General features: G+C 71.2%; 7 protein-coding genes. 5 read left to right on the forward strand and 2 right to left on the reverse strand.

The window, feature by feature from the left end; genetic code table 11:
• The first annotated feature begins 63 nt into the window (after positions 1–63).
• Genes AW274_RS32700 through AW274_RS32720 form a run of 5 tightly spaced genes read left to right on the forward strand, consistent with a single transcriptional unit; the run spans position 64 to position 18,043 of the window.
• Positions 64–12,846, forward strand: coding sequence for a Tc toxin subunit A-related protein (locus tag AW274_RS32700; RefSeq protein ID WP_062440745.1), 12,783 nt, complete (start codon positions 64–66; stop codon positions 12,844–12,846).
• Positions 12,846–14,717: a hypothetical protein gene (locus AW274_RS32705; RefSeq protein WP_062440749.1), complete on the forward strand. Its 1,872-nt coding sequence runs from the start codon at positions 12,846–12,848 to the stop codon at positions 14,715–14,717. Before AW274_RS32700 ends, AW274_RS32705 begins: the two co-directional genes overlap by 1 nt.
• Before the next feature lie 8 nt (positions 14,718–14,725).
• Positions 14,726–15,883, forward strand: coding sequence for a hypothetical protein (locus tag AW274_RS32710; protein ID WP_062440753.1), 1,158 nt, complete (start codon positions 14,726–14,728; stop codon positions 15,881–15,883).
• A gap of 11 nt (positions 15,884–15,894) precedes the next feature.
• A complete protein-coding gene (locus AW274_RS32715; protein ID WP_062440756.1) occupies positions 15,895–17,058 on the forward strand; it encodes a hypothetical protein in 1,164 nt (387 codons plus the stop codon).
• Positions 17,059–17,065: 7 nt separating this feature from the next.
• Positions 17,066–18,043: a T3SS effector HopA1 family protein gene (locus AW274_RS32720; protein WP_062440759.1), complete on the forward strand. Its 978-nt coding sequence runs from the start codon at positions 17,066–17,068 to the stop codon at positions 18,041–18,043.
• A gap of 7 nt (positions 18,044–18,050) precedes the next feature.
• On the opposite strand, the gene AW274_RS32725 is transcribed toward AW274_RS32720, so the two are convergent.
• Both AW274_RS32725 and AW274_RS32730 read right to left on the reverse strand, forming a co-directional pair.
• Complete coding sequence (locus AW274_RS32725; protein ID WP_062440762.1) at positions 18,051–19,016, reverse strand: hypothetical protein; 966 nt, start codon at positions 19,014–19,016, stop codon at positions 18,051–18,053.
• Between the two features lie 25 nt (positions 19,017–19,041).
• Entirely contained in the window at positions 19,042–20,523 is a 1,482-nt protein-coding gene (locus AW274_RS32730) for a hypothetical protein (RefSeq protein ID WP_157520855.1), read from the reverse strand.
• Between the last annotated feature and the right edge of the window lie 38 nt (positions 20,524–20,561).

The following is a 20,561-nucleotide window of genomic DNA, read 5'->3' on the forward strand; positions in this document are numbered from 1 at the left end:
TTTGCCGGATCGGCGAGCATGAGGCGGCCGATTCGGGGGCCGTCGATGGAGGGGATATTCCGCGTGCGCAGCGATGCTTCGATCCCGAGCTATGAACGACTCTTCGGAGAACTCGATCTACGGACGGGAGATGAGGCGCGCTCGGTCTACTCGCCCGCGGCCTATCTGACCGACCTGCTCACGTTCCTGCAGGAGACCTTCCACGACGTCTCCCTGCTGGGCCGCCGTCCCGGCATCGGGAAGATCCGGCTCGACGAGGAGAACACCTCCACGACGGTGCCCTACCTCGACATCGTCAACGAGGTGCTGGAGGCGCTCGTCGGCGACGACCCCTACGTGCGGCTGACCGAGCTGAAGCACCCGCTCGCGCTGCCGTTCTCGCTCGACGCCGCCAGGTTCACCACCTACCTCCGCCACCTGGGCGTCGACCCCGTCGAGTTCTACCGGCTGTTCGCCGCCAAGGTCGACCGCGACCGGGTCGCCCGCGACTACCTGGGCCTGACCGGAGACGACGTCAAGGTCATCGCCACCCCGCGCGAGGACGCCGCCGGGCTGGCCGAGGCCTACGGGCTCGGCGACCAGCCGATCTCGGTCCTCTACGACGTCGAGCGGTTCCTGGAGGCCGCCTCGCTCACCGGCGCGGAGCTGACCGAGCTCCTCTACGGCGACCCCGATCTGGACCGTTCCCTCACCGGCACGTTCGTGCACCAGGGCGCCGTGGTCGAGGTCGCCGCCGACGGCCGGACGCTGGAGCTGCGCGGCGGCGGCGACCCGCCCGACGTCTGGTTCGACCGGGCCCACCGGTTCATCCGGTTGGCGAAGAAGACCGGCCTGTCGTTCACCGACCTCGACCGGGTCGTCGGCGCGTTCACCTCGACCCTCGAACGCGAGACGTTACGCGCGGTGGCCGCCGCCACCCACCTCCACCGCACCCACGACGTCCCGTTCGACCTGGTCGAGACGCTGACCACCCGCACCCTCCCGGCCGAGGTCGGCGAGCGCCCCCGCCCGGCGGGCGACATCCTCGCCCCGCAGAACCGGACGTTCCGCCGCGAATTGGCACGTTCCATCGACATGGCCGAGTCGGAGCTGGTCGACACCGTCCGCCGGTTCCGCGACCGCTACGCCGGGCCGCTGGAGGAGAGCCCGTTCGACCGGGAGATCAGCCGCGCCTCGATCGTCGTCCTCCACCGGGTCGCCCGGCTGACCGGCCACCTCGGGCTCTCGGTCGCCGAACTGTTCGCGGTGCTGACCGCGCTGGAGAACGACCCCGCCATCGAGCGCCACTCGACCTTCCCGGTGCTGCCGGTGCTCGCGCCCACCTCGGCCGACGTCTACCGCATGCTCGAACGCGACGACGACCCGGTCTCCTCGCTCTGGCTGGCCCAGACCCTCGTCGAGGTGGTCGGGTGGATGCGGACGTGGGGCTTCGCGGGGGAGGACCTCACCGGCATCCTCGGCGAACCGGCCACGCCGGAGTCGGCGGCCGAGCAGGCCGAGGTCGTCGCCTCGATCGCCGACCAGTTCGCGGCCGTCGCGCTGACCCCCGAGGTGTTCGTCTCCGACCGGTTCGACGAACGGGCCGCCCGGGTGATCCACGAGGCGCTGGCCGCCCGCCGCGACGGCGTGGTCTCCCCGCACGACCCGCGCCTGCTGCGGCTCGACCCGGCGGTCGTCGCCACCGCCGCCTACCGGGCGGTCGACGACCTCGGCGTGCTGGCGGCGGGCGACTTCGAAGGGCTGGGGCTGGCCGACCGGCTGACGTCCAAGATCTTCGCCAACCTGGTGATCCGGGGCGTGCTGCGGCCCGACGGGCTGCTCGCCACCGAAGACCTGCCCGAGCAGCTGACGCTCGCCGGCGACTTCGCCGTCCACCGCGACGAGCTGTTCGCCGTCATCGCCGGGCTCCAGGGGGCCTTCTACCCCTCCGACCTGGCGAGCGCGCTGCCGCAGCTGACCGAGGCCGAGCGGGCCGAGCTCTACGACAACCTGGTCCACAACGGCCACCTCGCCGACGAGGGCGACGTCACCGACCCCGACTTCTTCGCCGAGCCGGTCAACGTGACCGAGTTCCGGGTGAACGCGCCGCTCGACGACGTGGCCCCGGCCGTGCTCGCGCTGCTGCGCGACCGGGTGGCGGCCTTCCGCGCGGCCCGGATCGAGCTCGACCGCGCCGCGTTCGCCGAGCTCAGGCTGACCGCCGAGCAGCTCGACTCGCTCACCCAGAGCCTGCGGTTCAACGGCTTCCTCGACGCCGACCTGTGCTTCACCGACAAGGCGGCGCTGGCCGTGCTCGACGTCGCCGACTTCGGGATCGCGCTGGAGTTCTATCCGGTCCGCCGGGTCGTCCTCGACGCGATCAAGGCGCAGCTGGCCGCCGTCAAGGCCGAGATGCACCTGGTCGCCCCCGACGACTTCGCCGCACTCGCCGACGCCGCTATGGCGGCCCGCGTGGTGGCGCGGCTGGAGGGGCCGATCACCCGGGGCGGGCGCATCCACGAGGAGCTGCGCGCCGAGCTCGACGACGCCGACGGCACCGTCGACCTGGGTGAGGGCTTCACCGCCGGAGACGGGGAGCTGGTCTTCGAGCGCATCGCGGCGCTGACCCGCGCCCAGGCCCCCTACCGGATCGACCTCGCCGCCCTGGCCGAGCTCGGCTTCGACGACGACGAGCGGCCCCGGCTGGTCGAGATGCTGGTCGAGGCCGGGCACCTGACGCCGTCGCTGGCCGTTCCCGAAGGCCGGATCGGCTACTTCCGGCAGATCACCAGCGCGCTCGACTTCACCCTGCCGGGCGTCGACGACTACGCCAAGGACGTCTTCTTCGTGTTGCACGCCACCGCGAAGGAGCAGCTGGCCGCCATCACCGAGATCGCGGCCACCCTCGGCGACCTCGCCGGCCGCCAGCACCGCACGCTGCTCAACGTGCTCCAGGACGTCTTCGGGGTGTCGTCGCAGGTCGTCGAGGCCATCGGCGCGGCGGTCGCGCCCGGCGCCCTCGACGTGCTGGTCGCCCCCGCGGCCGACGGGACGGCCGGGCCCGACTTCCGCCGGGTCTACCGGCGGCTGCGCCGTTTCGCCCGGCTGGCGGCCAAGCTCGGCCTCGACGTCGACGAGGTCGCCGTCGCCTTCCGCGACCAGGACCTGGCCGGGAAGTTCCCCGAGCCGCTCGCGCTGCCGCGTGGCGTCGACCGCTTCGACGCCCTGCTGAGCGGCCACGACGGGCTGATCCACCTGTTCCGGGGCGCGTCCTACTGGACCTACTCCGCCGCCGGCCACGAGCTCGCCGACCAGCGGCCGAAGGCGCTCACCGAGTTGTCGCCCCGCTTCTCCGGGCTGACCGCGATCGACGCCGCGTTCACCCGCGACGGCGTCGACTGGCTGGTCGGCCGGGGCGACGACGGCAGGTCGCACGCCTTCACCCGCGCGAAGGGCGAGAAACGCTGGGCCCCGAAGGCCCAGACCTGGGGCTCGGTGCGCAACGGCTTCACCGCCCCCAAGAAGATCGACGGCGCCTACGTCGACGCCGAGGGCCACACCCACCTGTTCACCGGCGACCAGTACCTGCGCTACTCGGCCGACGGCCCGTTCACCGTGGCCGACGAGGGCTTCCCGAGGTCGATCGCCGAGTGGTGGCAGGGCGAGACCCCGCTGCCCGAACGGTTCCGCGACGCCGTCGACGCCGTCTTCCACGGCCACGACGGCCGCACCCACGTCTTCTCCGGCGACCGCACCTTCGACGGCCGCCAGGAGCAGCCGATCACCGACCGCTGGGGCCGCGTCCGCAACACCTTCGACGGCGCGACCAGCGTCGACGCCGCCTACGCCGACGGCGAGGGCTACCTGCTGTTCGCCGGGAACCAGGTGGTCCGCTACACCGACAACCCCGAGAACGACGGGGTCCGGGTCGCCGACGGCTACCCGCAGCGGATCGAGACCTGGTGGCCGGGCCTGCCGGTCAAGTTCGAGAGCGCCGTCGAGGCGGCGTTCGCGGCCGGCGACACCGTCCACCTGTTCAAGGACGGCCGGACCGTCGCGCTGCCCGGCGGCCAGATCCGGCCGACCGCCGAGGTCTGGGGCGTGCCGAACGAGGCGCTGCCCGGCGGCCGGGTCGACGCCGCGTTCGTCGGCCTCGACGGGAAGACCTACCTGTTCAGCGGCGACCGGTACATCCGCTACTCCTCGGCCGACTACTCGGTCGTCGACCCCGGCTACCCGAGGGCGATCGAGGGCGACTGGGGCGGGCTCGACCGGGTCGACGCCGCGTTCGTCATGGACGGCTCCGCCCACCTGTTCGGCCCGGTCGGCCTGATCCTCGACCTGCCGGCCGACTACGAGGCCGAACTCGCCGACGGGAACTGCTCGCCCGCGCTGCGCCGCCGCCTCCAGGCCCACGGCGTCACCGTCGCCGCCACCGCCCCGGTCACCGGGGCCGCGCCGCAGTGGGAGGTGGGCGCCGAGGGCGGGATCCGGCTGACCATCCGCCGCGTCGGCGACCGCATCAAGGTGTACGGCGACGACACCCCCTTCTACGTCCGCTACTCCACCCGCGACTACACCCGGCCCGACGAGGGCTACCCGAAGCCGCTGGCCGAGAACTGGCTGAACCTGCCCGACGCGTTCGGCTCGATCGACGCCGTCTTCACCGGCCGCGACAACGAGACCTGCCTGTTCAGCGGCGGAGACTTTGCCGTCTTCGACAACCGCCACCGCTGGTGGTCGGAGCCGAGGCCGCTGACCAGCAGGTGGGACAGCATCCCGTTCGAGACGGTCGACGCCGCGTTCGTCGGCAAGGACGGCAAGACCTACGTCTTCTCCGGCCCCGACTACGTGCGCTACTCCACCGCCGACTACACCGAGATCGACGACCGCTACCCGGCCACGACGGCCGGCTTCTGGGGCAACGTCGTCAACACCATCCAGCGCACCGGCCGGGTCGACGCGACGCTGGTCGTCGACGTGACCGAGAAGGCCGACGGGATCGAGTCGACGCACACCTACACCTATCTCTTCTCCGGCGCGCAGTACGTCCGCTACCGCGACCACGACTACGACCACGTCGAGTTCGGCTACCCGAAGGCGCTGTCGTCGCTGAAGTCGGAGCCCCGGCTGAAGGCGCTGACGGTCGAGCTCGACGGGGTCGACGCGGCGTTCGCCGACGGCCGGACCGTCTACCTGTTCCGGGGCGACCGGTGGCACGCGGTCTCCGACTCCCTCACCCGGTCGTACGAGCTCCCCGGCGTCACCGCCGCCTACGTCGACCACGGCTCGGTCATGGTGCAGACCTCGGCCGGGTGGCGGCGGCAGCACGCCCTCGAAGGGCCCGCGTCCGGCGCGGAGACCCGGCCGCTCGCGCTGCGGACCGTGCCGGCCGACTACCGCAGCGGCCTCGACGCCGTGCTGACCGGGGCCGACGGGAACGTCTACCTGTTCAAGGGCCCGATGTGCTTCAACACCGCCATCGGCAAGGACTACCCGCTCGACGAGGAGTGGGGCCGTCCGCGCAACACGATCTACCAGGACAACGCCGTCGACGCCGCGTTCGTCGGCCGCGACGGGCGCACCTATCTCTTCTCCGGCGACCAGTTCGTCGTCTACGGCGACTCGCCCGACGTGATCGACGGCGAGCCGAAGCCGATCGCCGACCACTGGGGCGGGCTGACCGGGGTGCGGCTGGCCTACTACCGCGACGGCAAGACGTACGTGTTCGAGCACCCCGACGCCTCCGGCATGATGCGGCACCTCGTCTACTCCGGCGACGAGGGGGCGTACACCACCCCCGACCCGGGTTACCCGACGCTGACCGACGAGACGTTCTGGAAGGCGCCCGACGGGTTCCCGATGCCCGACGCGGTGCTGTTCGAGGGCGACACGATGGTGCTGCTCGCCGGGGAACGCTGCGTGCAGTTCAGCGAGGCGACCGGGTTGTGGTCCTACCCCCGGCCGATCGAGCGGGTGTGGCGCGGCTTCTCGGTCGCGACCGGCGACCGGCTGCGGTCGGCGTTCACCGGGGCCGACGGGGCGACGTACTTCTTCTTCACCGAGACCTGGACCCGGTACGCCGACCGCGCCTTCTCCGCGCCGGAGGAGATCCGGGCCCGGTGGGGCCGGTCGGTCAACCCGTTCGGCTCCCGCGTCGACGCCGCCGTGGTCTTCGGCGGGCACACCTACCTGTTCGGCGGGTCGCAGTACGTGCGCTACACCGGCACGGAGTATCGCCACACCGACCCGGGCTACCCCAAGCCGATCTCGGTCGAGCTGCGCCGGGAGGCGGCGTTCGCCGGGCTGCCGGAGGCGTTCGAGGACGCCGTGCTGAACACCCCCGTGGCGGCGGCGGTCGCCAACGGCCGCACCGCCCACCTCGTCGTCGGGAGCACCGTGTTCGCGGTGTCGACGGCCCTGACCGCGAGCTATCCGCTCGGGCTGCTCGGCCGGGTCCGCAACACCGTGGCCGACCGGCGGAAGGTCGACGCCGCGCTGGTGCGCGACCGGCACACCTACCTCTTCTCCGGCGACCAGTACGTGCGCTACACCGGCGGCGACTACCTCTACGTCGACGAGGGCTTCCCGCGCACGATCGAGGCCGACTGGACCGGCCTGCCGCCCGAGTTCGGCGACGGGGTCGACGCCGCGTTCCTCCGGGAGGGCGTCGTGCACTTCTTCAAGGGCACGAGGTTCACCGCCGACGGCGTGCTCGGCGAGGTCGCCACCACGTTCGGGAGGATCCGCAACGACTTCGCCGACGGCTCGACCGTCGACGCGGCGTTCGTCACCCCGCGCGGCGAGCTCTACGTCTTCCGGGGCGGCCAGTACGTGCGCTACTCCTCGGCCGACCTGAAGCACGCCGACGAGGGCTTCCCGCGGACGATCCGCGACGACTTCGGCGACCTGCCCCGCACCTTCGAAGACGGCGTCACCGGCGCGTTCACCCTGGGTGAGGCCACCTACCTCGTCCACGACCTGGAATACGTGCGCTACTCGGGCCGCCTCGACGTGGTCGACCGCACCTTCCCGCAGCTGTTCCGGCACCGGTGGTCCGACGCCGCCGACTACCGGCTGTCCGACGTCCACACGATCACCGAGTTCGCCGACCTGAGCCGCCGCCACGGCGGGCTCGCGGAACTGCTGGCCAAGGGCGCGGCGGAGCCGTACGAGAAGCTGGCCGAGATCTTCCCCTGGGACGTCGAGGAACTGCGCTGGGCCAAGCGCAACGCGGGCCTGATCACCGAGTTCCCCGTCGAGGACGAGCGTTTCGAGATCGAGTTCCTGCTCAAGCTGGTGCGCCTGTTCGCGGTCGCCGCCAAGACCGGGGCGGGGCCGTCCAAGCTCCACGGCGCGACCGCCGACACGCTGGAGGCGCTGCTGCCCGAGGCCGTCGCGCCCCTGGCGCACGGCGACCTCAACGTGCTCAGGCGCGACGCGCTGGTCCCGGCCGTGCTGCACCTGCACCCCGACCTCGCCACCGCCGCCCAGATCTACGAGCACGCCCTCATCGACGTCGAGATGGGCCGGGAGGGCGTCACCTCGCGGGTGCGGGAGGCCATCGCGGCCACCCAGCTCTACCTGCACCGCTACCTGCTCGACCTGGAGGAGCTCACCGCGGAGGAGGACGTCAAGCCGAAGCTGCGCAGCTGGTGGACGTGGCTGAAGAACTACCGGATCTGGGAGGCCAACCGGAAGGTCTTCCTCTACCCGGAGAACTACATCCGCCCCGAGCTGCGCGACACCAAGACCCCGGCGTTCAAGGAACTGGAGGACGACCTCCTCCAGGGCGAGATCACCGCCGACTCGGTGCAGCGGGCCTACAAGCGCTACCTCGACGAGTACACCGAGGTCAGCCGCCTGGCCATCGCCGGCGCCTACGTCTACAAGGCCGACGACGACGCCGAGGGCACCCGCCAGCTGGTGCTGTTCGGCCGCACCCGCACCGAACCGCGCCGGTGGTACTTCCGCGAGGCCGAGTTCCGCGACGGCGAACGCCTGTCGGCCAGCTGGGAGCCGTGGTCGCGCGTCGACGTGCAGATCGAGGCCGAGCAGGTGCACCCCGTGCACGCCTTCGGCCGGGTCTTCGTCTTCTGGACGGTCGTCGAGTCGGTCGCCCCCGAAGACACCGGCAAGACCGTCCTCACCACCACGACCAAGGGTGACGAGCAGAACGTGTCGGCCCCGCCGCCCAAGAAGCGGGTGCGGGTCTGCTACTCCTTCCAGAACCTCAACCGCGAGTGGGTCGCCACCCAGACCCTCCCGCCCGGCGCCCTGCACGATGGCGTGATCGTCATCGAGGAGTTGTCGGTGCAGGCGTCGTCGACCGTGCCGGGCGCCGGCGTCCACGACTCGATCGTGGTCGCGGCCACCTACCGGGCCGGCGGGACGCAGTACACCCGCTCCCACGCCCTCACCCCCGAGCTGTACGCCATCCCGATCTCCGCGCCGACCCCGATGCCGCGCCTGATCGACCCCCGCAAGGTGTTCGCCGAGACGGTCGGCGGCGTGGTCCGGTTCAACATGCCGGCCGAGTCGACCGACGGGCCGTGGTTCAGCGTCGACCACAAGGGCGGCAGCTTCCTGGTCCGCCCGATGATCGCCGACCCCGGCGAGGACGCGCCGGTCCTGGCGCTGAAGGAGAACAACCACCGGCTGCCCGGCCAGGGCGGCGACCGGACCGGCGCCGCGCAGTGGGCGAAGATCGACGCCGGGTTCCAGCTCGGCGACTCGCGCTACTACTTCAACGGCGGCGACTTCGTCGTGATCAAGCCCACCGGCCCGGTCCGCACCACCACGGAGAAGATCGCCGACCGGTGGGGGAACGTCACGGACTCCGAACTGGCCCAGACCGGCCGGGTCGACGCGGTCCTGGTGCGCGGCGACCACCACTTCATCTTCACCGGTGCGGAGTACTACCGCTTCACCGGCCTGAACCGGATGGACCTCGGCTATCCGAAGGCCATCAGGACCAACCCCGACCAGCTGCCCACGTGGACCTCGGTCGACGCGGCGTTCACGATGGGCCGGACCGAGTACTTCATCAACGGCTCCGACCTGGTCACCCGTGACCTCGACACCGGCGCGTTCTCCTCGGCCAAGGTGGCGGCGCGCTGGGGCGTCAAGCCGAGGGTGCTGGCCACCCTCACGCGGGGCACGACGCTCTTCCTGTTCTTCGGCACGACGTACGCGCGCTTCTCCGACGTCGCCAACACGGCCCCCGACAAGGACTATCCGCGCGACCTGGCGGGCAACCCCGACCAGCTGCCCACCGACCGCAAGATCCGGTCGGCGATCGACATGAACGGCACGCCCTACTACTTCGGCGACGACACCTACACCGTCGGCGCCGACGCCACCGCCCGGCCGACCCGCCCGCTCGGCCGGATCTCCACCGGGCTCAACACCGGCGCCTCGGTCGACGCCGCCTACGTCGACGTCCGCACCGACGGCACCTACCTCTACCTGGTCAGCGGCCTCGACCTGTTCCGCTACAAGGTGAGCGGGTCGGAGATCCCGGCCGTCGCCGACGCCGGCTACCCCAAGACGCTGCCGCAGCGGATCGACGGCACCTTCCGGCGCGACGACCAGCGCTACGTCTTCGCCGGCGACTCCTACACGGTCATCCCCGCCGACCGGGAACTCACCGCGATCAAGGACTTCATCCCGATCGAGGGCAACTGGCGCTCGCTGCCGCCCGCCTTCGCCACCACCTACAACGGCATGATGGACGCCGACGCCGAACTGCTGCTCTTCCTCGGCCCGAACTACCAGAGCAACCCGAAGGGCGGCGTGCTCCAGCGGCCCATCGAGTGGGCCTCGCTGAAGCACGAGATCGTCCGGCTCACCTCCAGCACCGCGTTCGAGCTCAACCGGCGGCTGCTGGTCGGCGGGGTGCCGGCGCTGCTCGCGCCGGAGACGCAGGAGATCGACGAACTGCCCGCCTTCAGTACGAAGACCTCCGGCTCCACCACCATCCAGGTGCAGCCCAACATCGACGGCGTGCCGGTGAGCAGCCACCTCGACTTCCAGAGCGCCAACGGCCGCTACTACTGGGAGATCTTCTTCCACGCGCCGATGCTCATCGCCCAGGCGCTCAACGCGGCCCAGCGCTTCGAGGACGCCAAACGCTGGTACGAGTACGTCTTCGACCCCACCGAGCCCGACCGCTACTGGCGCTTCCTGCCGTTCCTCGCGATCGACCTGCGGGCGCTCGTCGAAGGCTGCCGGATCGACCTGCGCAACCTGCCCGCCCAAGTCGGGGTCGACATGGCCCCGCTGCTGGCCGACCTCGAGACGCTGGCCCCGCTGTTCGACCACGCCCGCGCCTGCACCGACGCCGACGAGACCCTCCTCGACGGCCTGGCCGCCCGCGCGGAGCCGTTCGCGGCCTACGACCGGCTCCGCGAGAAGGCCGGCATGATCGCCCGCCTGCGCCGCCAGTACGACCTCATGGGCGACCGGGGCGCGCTGCTGAAGAGCTACCTCGACGACCCGTTCGACCCCCACGCCATCGCCGCGCTGCGGCCCACCGCCTACCGGCGGGCGGTCGTGATGGCGTACGTCGACAACCTGCTCGACTGGGGCGACCTGCTGTTCCGGCAGTACACGATGGAGTCGGTCGACGAGGCGCGGATGCTCTACATCCTCGCCCACGACCTGCTCGGCGACCGGCCGCAGGGCGTCGGGCGGCGGCACCTGCCCATCGCCCGCACCTACGAGGAGCTCGACCCGGCCGACGAGAGCGACCCCTACGCCGAGCGCGTCACGGCGGGCGGCAGCCTGCTCGACGGCATGGGCGCCATCCACCGGGGCGTGGCCGACGGCTACTTCTTCATCCCCGGCAACGCCGTGCTCGGCGAGTACTGGGACCGGGTCGAAGACCGGCTGCGCAAGATCAGGGCCTCGCTCGACATCCTCGGCGTCAGCCGCCCGCTGCCGCTGTTCGAGCCGCCCGCCGACGTGATGGCGCTGGTCAGAGGGGCCGCCGCCGGGCTCACCCCCGACCAGGTCGGCGCGGGCCTGGCGGGTCCGGTGCCGCACTACCGGTTCGGCTTCCTGCACCGCAAGGCGCAGGACCTCGTCGACCGGCTGCGCGCCTTCGGCGGCGAACTGCTCGGCGTGCTCGAACGCCGCGACGGCGAGGAGCTGTCGATCCTGCAGAACAAGCAGGAGGCGAACATCCGGCAGATGAGCCGGGCCGTCCGCGAGGCGCAGGTCGAGATGGCCACCGAGTACCTGTCGCAGATGGAGGCCGCCCGCGAGGCCGCCCTGGCGCGGCAGAAGTACTACGAGAAGCAGATCGCCGACGGGCTGACCTCGCTCCAGCGCTCGCAGCTCGACATCATGACGGCCGCCGCCGCCTCCCACCTGACGGGCGCGGGCCTGAAGGTCGGCGCGGTCATCGCGTACGCCGCGCCGCAGGTGCTGGCCGGTCCGTTCATCTTCGGCACGATGATCGGCGGCGAGCAGGTCGGCAAGGCCATGGAGACCGGCGCCGAGATCGCCGAGGCGCTCGGCGAGGGCCTCAGCGTGCTGGGCGAGCTCTACGGCGTGCGGGTCGAGCAGGAACGCCAGGAGGCCGACTGGAACTACCAGGTCATGCTGGCCAAGGCCGACCACCGCGAACTGGGCCACCAGGTCGCCTCGGCGCGGGCGCAGCTCGTCCAGGCCCAGCGCGACCTGGAGATCATCGACCAGGAGATCGCCGATCTCGACGCGGTCGCCACCTTCCTCACCGGCAAGTTCACCAACGCCGAGCTCTACCAGTGGCAGGCCGGCCGGCTCGCCCAGATGTACTTCGCCAGCTACGGCCTCGCCCACGAGACCGCCAAGGCGGCCGAACGCGCCTACCAGTACGAACAGGGCGTGAGCGACTCCCACATCCAGCCGGTCTACTGGGAGAGCCGTCGCGCCGGCCTGCTCGCGGGCGAGGCCCTCGGCGTCGACCTCGAACGCCTCGGCAGCGCCTACGTCGCGGCCGACGGCCGGGGCTTCGAGATCACCAAGCGGATCTCGCTGCTCCAGCTCGACCCGCTGGCCGTGCTGAACCTGAAGAACGACGGCCGCTGCGAGTTCGCCCTCACCGAGGCGCTGTTCGACCGCGACTTCCCCGGCCACTACGCCCGCCGCATCAAGACGGTCTCGGTCGTCTTCGACGGACCCGAAGGCCCGCTGGAGGTGAACGCCGTGCTCACCCAGACCGGGCACAAGACGGTGCTCACCCCCGACCCGAAGGCGGTGCGCTACCTGCTCGACGCCAAGGGCGACCTACCGGAGTCCATCAGGTCGGACTGGCGGCCGAGCCAGCAGATCGCCCTGTCGGACACCGAGCAGCACCGCGACAACAACGGCCTGTTCGAGCTCCGCTTCGACGACGAGCGCTACCTCCCCTTCGAGGGCACCGGCGCGGTCTCGACGTGGAAGATGGAGGTCACCGGCCGCCGCCCGTGGGACCTCTACGACGTGACGCTGCTGGTCAAGTACACCGCCGAGCAGGGCGGCGACGTCTTCGCCAACGCGGTCAGGGGCATGCGCAAGCCGTACGCCGCCGCCCGGTACGTCGACGTCGCCGGGGAGTTCCCGGCCGAGTGGGAGGTCTTCGCCGGCGGCGGCGACCTGGTGCTGCCGCTCACGCCCGACCTGTTCCCCGACATCGTCGGCGTCCAGCTCACCGGCCTGTACGCCCGCTACGACCTGGCCGACTGGGGATCGGCCCGGCTGCTGCTGAACGGCCAGGCCGTCAACGACGGCACGATGCTCCGGGTGCCGGGGCTGCGGGCCGAGACCCTGACCTTCACCGGCGACGGCGACCGCGAGGCGCTGGCCGACGTCGGGCTGATCCTGACCTACCGGGCGGCGTGATGCTGAAGAAGAAGAAAAAGAACAAGAACAAGCAGTCCACCACCACGACGACGACACCCGCGTCCCAGACCGGGAACCGGGTGCCGTCGCCGGGCTTCAGCCTGGCCAGCGTCTTCGGCCTGGGCCGCACCCAGCCCCGCCAGCAGACCCCGCAGCAGACCACGCACCTGACCACCCACCAGACCCCGCAGCAGACCACGCACCAGACACCGCAGCAGATCCCGTCGAACACCACCACGACCACCACGACCACGACGACGATCTCGCCCCCGACACGGTGGAACCACTCCACCCCCACGCCGCGGACGAACCGGAGCGACATCACGATCCACATCCGGCGGCCCGGCGAGGGGAACTCCTCCTCCTCGGAGCGGGAGAAGGTCGTGGTGGTGCCCGACGCCCCGCAGGAGTCGGGGGAGTCGAGCGCCGACCAGGGCATCTCGCCCGAAGTGCTCCAGATGCTCGATGAGATAGAGGAGGTCCTCCAGCTCCCCGGGGCCGACGACGCCGTCTACCTGCCGGTCAGCCAGCTCGGCCTCACCCTGAAGATCGACTACACCCCGCTCCAGCGCATGGAGGACGGCGAGGAGGCCGACTTCATCGACACGCGGCTGGAACGCATCCTGGGCCGGCCTCATCCGCTCGGCGCGGCGTTCATGCACAAGTACGGCGCCCGCGACCCGCGCATGACCGTCTGGGTGATGCGGGCGTTGTGCCTGCTCTCCGACAACGCCGAGGCGCTGTCGGCCATGGGGGTCAACCCGGGGGCGGCGGTCCAGCGGCTCATCGCGATGGCCAAGAAGCAGAGCCGGCTGTCGCTCTCGGCCCCGTCGCACGGGTTCGAGATGCAGGTCCTCCAGGTCGGCGGCTTCGTCGAGGGCAAGCTGCTGTCGAGCCTGTTCCCGCCCGACCGGCCCACCTGCCTCAAGCTGCTGTCGCTCTACCACCCGGCCCGGACCGAGCGCGGCGAGGTCGTCCTCCTCCCGCCGCTCGACTTCCAGCAGCTCGGCGTCCAGATGAAGAACCTGATGCATCAGGTCGTGATGAGCGAGTGGAAGGCGTGGCGGGAGACCGGCAAGCCGATGGCGCGCCACGCCATCGAGGACATCGCCAAGGTGGCCGGCTTCCTCCAGGGCTGGCTGAAGGAACGTTTCGGCACCTTCCCGCTGGCCGCCGTCGACAGCCTCTACCACAACGGGTGGACGTACGAGAAACAGCTCGTCAGCACCCTGAGCAAACCGGGCGACGACAACGAGCTGCTCGGCTGGCTGATGAACCGGGGCCAGCTCGTCGGCTGGGGGCAGAACTACGGCGCCCCCTTCAAGACGACCAGCTACGACCCGTCCCGCAAGGAGGACCGGGAGGCGTTGCAGACGATCTACGCCGACCTGCTGGCGAACCCGCAGTTCAAGCAGGCGCTCAAGGCGGTCAGCAAGCTGACGGCCTGCTGCTCCAAGGGGCAGGGCAAGATCATGGTGCAGCCCCTGTTCCCGAGCACCAAGGTGATGAGCCGGACCCAGTTCCGCTGGCGGCAGGCCCGCACCCTGATCCACGAGTTCCTGCACGCCCTCACCCACGAGAAGCTGACCGAGGCCAGCTGGAACATCGGCGAGGGACAGGTGCTGACCGAAGGGCTGACCGACCTGCTCACCGCCCAGTTCTTCGCCCAGCTCGTGCAGGAGGTGCGGAGCAACGAGGAGATCCGGCGGCTGATCCTCGGCGACGAACCCTTCGAGGAACCCGCCGCCAAGCACCTGGAGGTCGGCTACGGCGCGGCCGGCGAGAAGGCGAAGATCATCAAGGCCCTGGTGGGCATCGACAACCTGATGGCCGCCTACTTCCTGGGCGCCGTCAAATTCATCGGCCTGTAGGTGACCTGATGCCCTTAGCCAAGACCAAACGCGACCTGCCCACCGCCCCGATCGACGTCGAGAACGACTTCCGCTCCTTCGAGTCCCGGCTGCGCGGTCCGCTGGCCTACGACGACTTCGCGTCCCGGTGGGACGACGTGGCCGGGCAGGACGCCGCCGCCCAGCGCTGGTTGCTGCACGGCCTCGACCTGCTGGTCCACAACACCGACGGGGCCGGGCCCGGCTTCGACGGCGGGCGCGCCTGCTCGCTCCTGGTCGACCAGGCCGCGAGCCGCCGCCACCAACCCGGCGACCCCGGGTTCGAGTTCGAGATCCTCACCGCCTCCGGCTGGCTGGAGACCGCCCTCCCGGCGTCGCTGGCCCGGCCGAGGCCGGCCGCGTTCTTCCCAGCCGTCGGACGGTTCGACCCCGACCGGCTCACCGACGAACTGCTCCCGCTGCTGGCCGGTCGGCTCGTCGAGGTCAGGGACGCGACCGCGGCCGAGCCCGACGAGCTCGCCGACCCCGGCCTTCTCGGGCGCGCCGCCGCGGAGATCGAGTCGCTGGTCCGCGCCGACCCGTCGATGTGGGCGATGGCGCGGGCCGACGGGCCGCTGCACGAGGGCTACGTGTTCGCCGACAACGTGCTCCCGTCGGCCGCCCGTCCGACAGGAGAGGGCGACCGGCTCGCCCACCTGCGGCAGCAGGTCCACCTGCTCGGCCGCGACCTGGCCGCCGGGGCGCTGCTCGACGGCTACGACCACGCCGTCCACCGCGAGCGGCTCGACACGCTGCTGACGGAGTGGCTGGCCGGTTCGCCCGAGCTCGACGCCCTGGTCGCCGAGCTGATCGAGGTCAGCCCGTCTCACCAGACCGGGCTGCGGAGCCCGGTCTACGTGCCGGCCACGATTCCGGACGGGCCGCACCTGCGGCGGACCCTGGCGCACGAGTTCCTGCACCGCCTCGCCCACCCCCACTACCTGGCGCGGGCCGCCGAGACGGCCGACCCGCAGATCCTGGTCGAGGGGGTCGCCGACGTGCTCACCGCCGACCTGCTGCCCGAGGTCGGCGACGTCGGCTACGGCTCCTCCGGCGCGGCCGCCGTCGAGCTCTACGAGTCGGCCGGGCCCGACCGGCTGAAGGCGGCCTACTTCCTGGGCCGCACCGAGTTCATCGGCCTGTCCTGACGAGGAGCCCCATGGCGTTCAAGAAGAGACGCAGCCTGTCCACCCCGGTCCGGCCGTCGGCCGGGCCGAGGGCCCGCTCCGCCAGCGCGCCCGTGCCGCGTGCCCCGGAGACGGAGACCGACCCGGCCGACGCGCCGGAGCAGTTCGACGTACCTGAGAACTTCGACGTACCCGAGGAGTTCGACGTACCCGAGGAGTTCGACGTACCGGAGGAGGTCGGGGACCTCCCGCCGGTGCGGTTGTGGGACGTGCCGGAACCGGCCGCGCTGCCCGGCCCGGCCTCCCCCCGTCAGCGGGACGAGACCCAGGACGCCGCCGACCGGAGATCGGTGAACTACCAGCGCGACATGGAGTTCTTCCAATCCCTGTGGGAGACCTACTACGACAGGAGCACCGGAGCCCGCGTCCACACCGTGAGCGAGCGGCTGCTCTACGGCCTGATGAGCACCGACGACCCCTTGGAGTACGCCGACTACCTGCGCGAACCGCTCGAGAAGGGTTCGGTCCTCGCCCTCGCCTCACTCGGCGTGCGGACCCAGCGGTTCGTCACCGTCCCGCAGGAGTACGCCGATCTGGCGCAGGCCGCCGAGGAGGGCGACTACTTCCACCTCGCCAACCACAAGCACCCCGCCGATCCGGGCCGGAACGCCGGGCGGGCCCGGCGCCTGGCGGTCAACGTGAAGACCCAGGAGACGGCGCTGCTGCTGGCCGGCGGGCTGACCTCACTGTTCGACGACCGCCAGGTGGGCCCCTACTTCGGGAAGGTCAAGGTCTTCCTGTCGGAGGTCGCGGTGGACAGCCCGGTGAAGACCGACAAGCTGGTGCTCTACTACCAGACCGCCGACGACGCCGTCGACGGCGGGCCCGACGTGGTCGGCGACCGCCTGCTCGAGGCGGTCAACACGATGTTGCCGCCCGACCAGGCCGTCATGATCACCAGCCCCTTCCTGTCCCGGGTCGCCACCGCGGTCACCTGGGGGGAGGAGACCCAGCACTTCGCCCCGTGGGCCGAGGGGAAGAGCTTCACCGACAGCCGCGCCGCCCTCATCAGGGAGGTCCTCGGCAACGGCAAGCCGATGGCGGACGCCAACGACCTGGCCCAGGCGGTGTTCGACGTCTTCGACGTCCAGGGCATCCCGTGGAACCAGCGCCACCGCCACAGTCAGCCGAGCTGAGGAGACCATGTCGTTCAAGAAGAAGAAGGGCGTGCCCAAGCCGTCGTCGATCAAGATCCCCTACCGGCGTCCGGTCGTGTCGGACATGGTGGCCTCGCCCACGGGGGTCCAGGAGACCCCCGCCGCGCGGGTCGGCCGCTACCGCATGAACGGCGCCCGCGACGGCCGGTTCATCAGCGACCTCTACCGCCGCTACTACGACCCGACGAAGGGCGGCGCCCGCGTCGACCTCGACGACGACACGCTGTCGGACGTCTACCGGCTGATGGGGGTCGGCGGCCCCGGCTACCTCGCCCGGCCGGTCACCCGGCGTCAGGTCGAAGACCTCATCGTGGCCGGTGAGGGGCGATGGGAGGTGGAGAACCAGTCGGGCGGGCCGTTCTCCGCCGCCCTGGCCGCCGGCGACTACTTCCGGGTGCGCAACCGCAGCCACCCCGAACCGAAGGACATGCGTTACCGCGCCCGGCGGCTGGTGGTGAACGTACAGAACCAGCAGACCGCGCTGGCGATCGGCAACGCGCTCGCCCCGCTGTTCGCCGACCCGGACATCGGGCCGAGGTTCTACCAGTTCAAGATGTACCTCTCCAACTGGGCCGACCCCCAGCGGAACGTCAAGCACGACAAGATGGTCGTCTACTACGCCATCGACCCCACGTCCGGCGGCGACGACGACGTCATCGGCGACGAGCTCGTGCGCACCATCTCCGCGGCCATCCCGCCGGGCGAGGCGGGGCAGTCCGTCAGCCCGTTCTACTCGATCATCACCCCGGGGGTCGCGTGGGCCGAGGAGGCCGAGGACTACCTGCCCGACTCCGGGGGCCGCAGCTTCACCGAGACCCGCGCCGCCGTCATCGCGCGGGTGCTGGCCGACAACCCGAAGGTGACCGGCCAGAAACAGCTCGCCGACCTGATCACGGCGGCGCTGACGAAGGAGGGCGTCGTCGAGGGGGCCCGGCACCGCCACGAGATCCCCGACAAGATCTAGACGCCGTTCAGACGCCCAGGTACTCGGTACGGCCGAAGAAGAACGCCACTTTCAGCCGGTCGGACCCGAGTTCCGCCGGCAGCGTCACCGCCGGCCCTTCGGCGGGCGCGACGCCGCCGCCGTATTCGGCGGTGAACAGGGCGACCAGGTCCTCCTCCAGCCACCCGGCCCGCGCGCGGAACCGGGGATGGGCGAGCAGATGCAGGAAGGCGTGGGTCAGCAGCGCCCGGTCCGCCGCCGGTACGCAGACCTCCCGGCCCGGCCCGTGGGAGGCGTCCCGCCTGATGAGCCGCCGCACCCGGTCGGCCAGCCGGGTGTCGGCGTCGAGTACGGCCGGGTCGCCGCCGAGCGTCGTCACGTAGGCCGCCCGCGCCGCCGCGTCGTCGGGCAGCTCGACGGAGTCGCGGACGCGGGCGCCCAGGTCGAAGCCGTCGTAGAGCGGGCCGTCGTAGCGGTTGCCGGGGAACTCGGCGCGCAGCCCGGCCTGGACGGCGGCCCCCAGGTCGGCCGCGGCGAACAGGTCGAGCCCGCCCTCGGGGGCGGCGGCGAGCCGGCGGTCGACCTCCTCGGAGACCCAGTCGCGGTCGGCCGGTTCGACGGAGAGCTCGACGGGTTCGGGCAGGGTGAGCGTGGCGGGGAAGACCGCCTCGGTCCAGCCGCTCACCGCCAGCACCTCGTGCTCGAAGGCGTCGTCGCCCGGTTCGGCGGCGTAGCGGCGGGCGTGCCCGACCAGCCGCGCCACGGCGGGCGCCCGCTGGTAGTCGGCCGGCCGGCGCGTCAGCAGGTGGAGGGCGTGCATCAGCCACGCCTGCTGCGGCAGCGACAACGCGGCGACGTTGATCCAGTGGGAGCCGCGCGGGCCGGCGCCCAGCAACTCGGCCTCCATCGACCGGAACGCCGCCTCGGCCCCGTCGCGCAACCGCTCGGCCAGGCCGGCGTCGCCGTCGCCGCGTTTGGTCTTGCTGAGCGTCATCTGCCGTCCTCAGAGGTTGGGATGATCACTGCGGCTCCGTGATCGCCAGGCGCTTCACGTCGCCGAGGAAGTAACCGATCGCCACCTGGCCGAGGCCGATCTCGTTGGTGATCGTCTGCGCGTCGACGCCGTCTTGGCCGTAGCCGGCCTTGAGGTAGGCGGCCGGAGGGGGCGTGAACGGAGTTCCCGGGCCGAGGATGAGCGTGCACAGCTCCGGGTCGTTGGCGGCGCGGTCGGACAACCGCCGCAGCACCAGCGCCGTGAACACCTCGACGAAGCCCTCCTTGAGGATCTGCGGCTGGTCGACCTTCCCCGCCGCGCCGACCACGTCGGGGTGGGTGATGCGGTGCATGAACTCGTGGATCAGGGTGCGCGTCATGCGCCACCGCCAGATCTCGCGCGGCCGCTCGGCCGGGTTCGGATAGCAGGGCAGCAGGTAGGTCATGCCGTCGGCCGACGCGTGCTGCGGCGTGTGGTTGATCAGCCGGGCCACCTTCCCGGCGAACTCGGGCTCGCCCAGCAGGTCGGCGTAGATCTGGTCGAGCACCTCCTGGTCGGCCGGGCGGCCCGGATGGAAGTTCGCCGCCTTCATGGGCGACCCGTAGACGTCGTCGCGCCCGACGCGGGTGCCCCGGTTCGACATCCAGCCGAGCAGCGTGTCGTGGTCGACGGTCACCTCCTCCGAACTGGCCAGGCAGCCGGAGTAGGGGGCCTGGTAGAGGGGGCCGTCGGCGTAGGCCAGCGGAAACGGTGTGAGCACCGTGCAGACGAACCCCTGCAGGAAGTCGGCGATCTTGGCCATCTCGGTGAAGTCGACCCGTTCGAGCTTCTCGCCGGGCGGCGGCGTCCACGGTTTGAGCTGCTCGTCGAGCACCCGGGTGAGGGCTGTCTGCATCCCCGAACGCAGCAGTCCGGGGTCGAGCGTTCCGATGAGCTGCCGCTTGCCGGGAAGCCCGCCCGGGAAGTAGAGCCCGTTGAGCCGCTTGAGGACCGCCGGCTCCACGTTCAGCGGCGTGGCGCACAACGAGGCCTGCATCCAGCCGCCGCACAGGATGATCTCGTTCTCGAACCCGTTCTCGGCCGCGCCCGGCTGCGTGAGCACCCCGCGCTCCACCATCTTGAGCAGCCGCCGCAGGACCGCCGCATGATCGACGCCGAGCTCCGCCAGCTTCTCGGCGTTGTGGACGTAGATCGTCAACGCCCGCACCAGCCACGCGAGCCCGTCCTTCGGGAACCGGTCTACCAGCTGCTGACCGAGCTTCGGGTTCTGGAAGCCGAGGTCTGTGCAGAGCCGGTGCAGGCACCCCGCCATCCCGTGCCGGTTCAGCAGCACCGTCGTGGCCTGGTAGTCGATCCGCATGACGATCGAGGTGTTCTTGTACGCGTAGTCGCGCACCACCTGTTCGAGCTGCGGCAGCGGATCGATCTCCTGGATCACGATCGTCTCGGCCGGAGCCTCGAAGTAGGACGGCTCCCGTTTGCTCTTGCTCACCCGGGACTTCCTCATGGCAGGACCGTTCCAACGGCCGGGCGAGACGGCTGTGA

Origin of the sequence: Herbidospora daliensis (genome assembly GCF_001570585.1) — a bacterium.
In the GTDB taxonomy this organism is placed as follows: Bacteria; Actinomycetota; Actinomycetes; order Streptosporangiales; family Streptosporangiaceae; genus Herbidospora; species Herbidospora daliensis.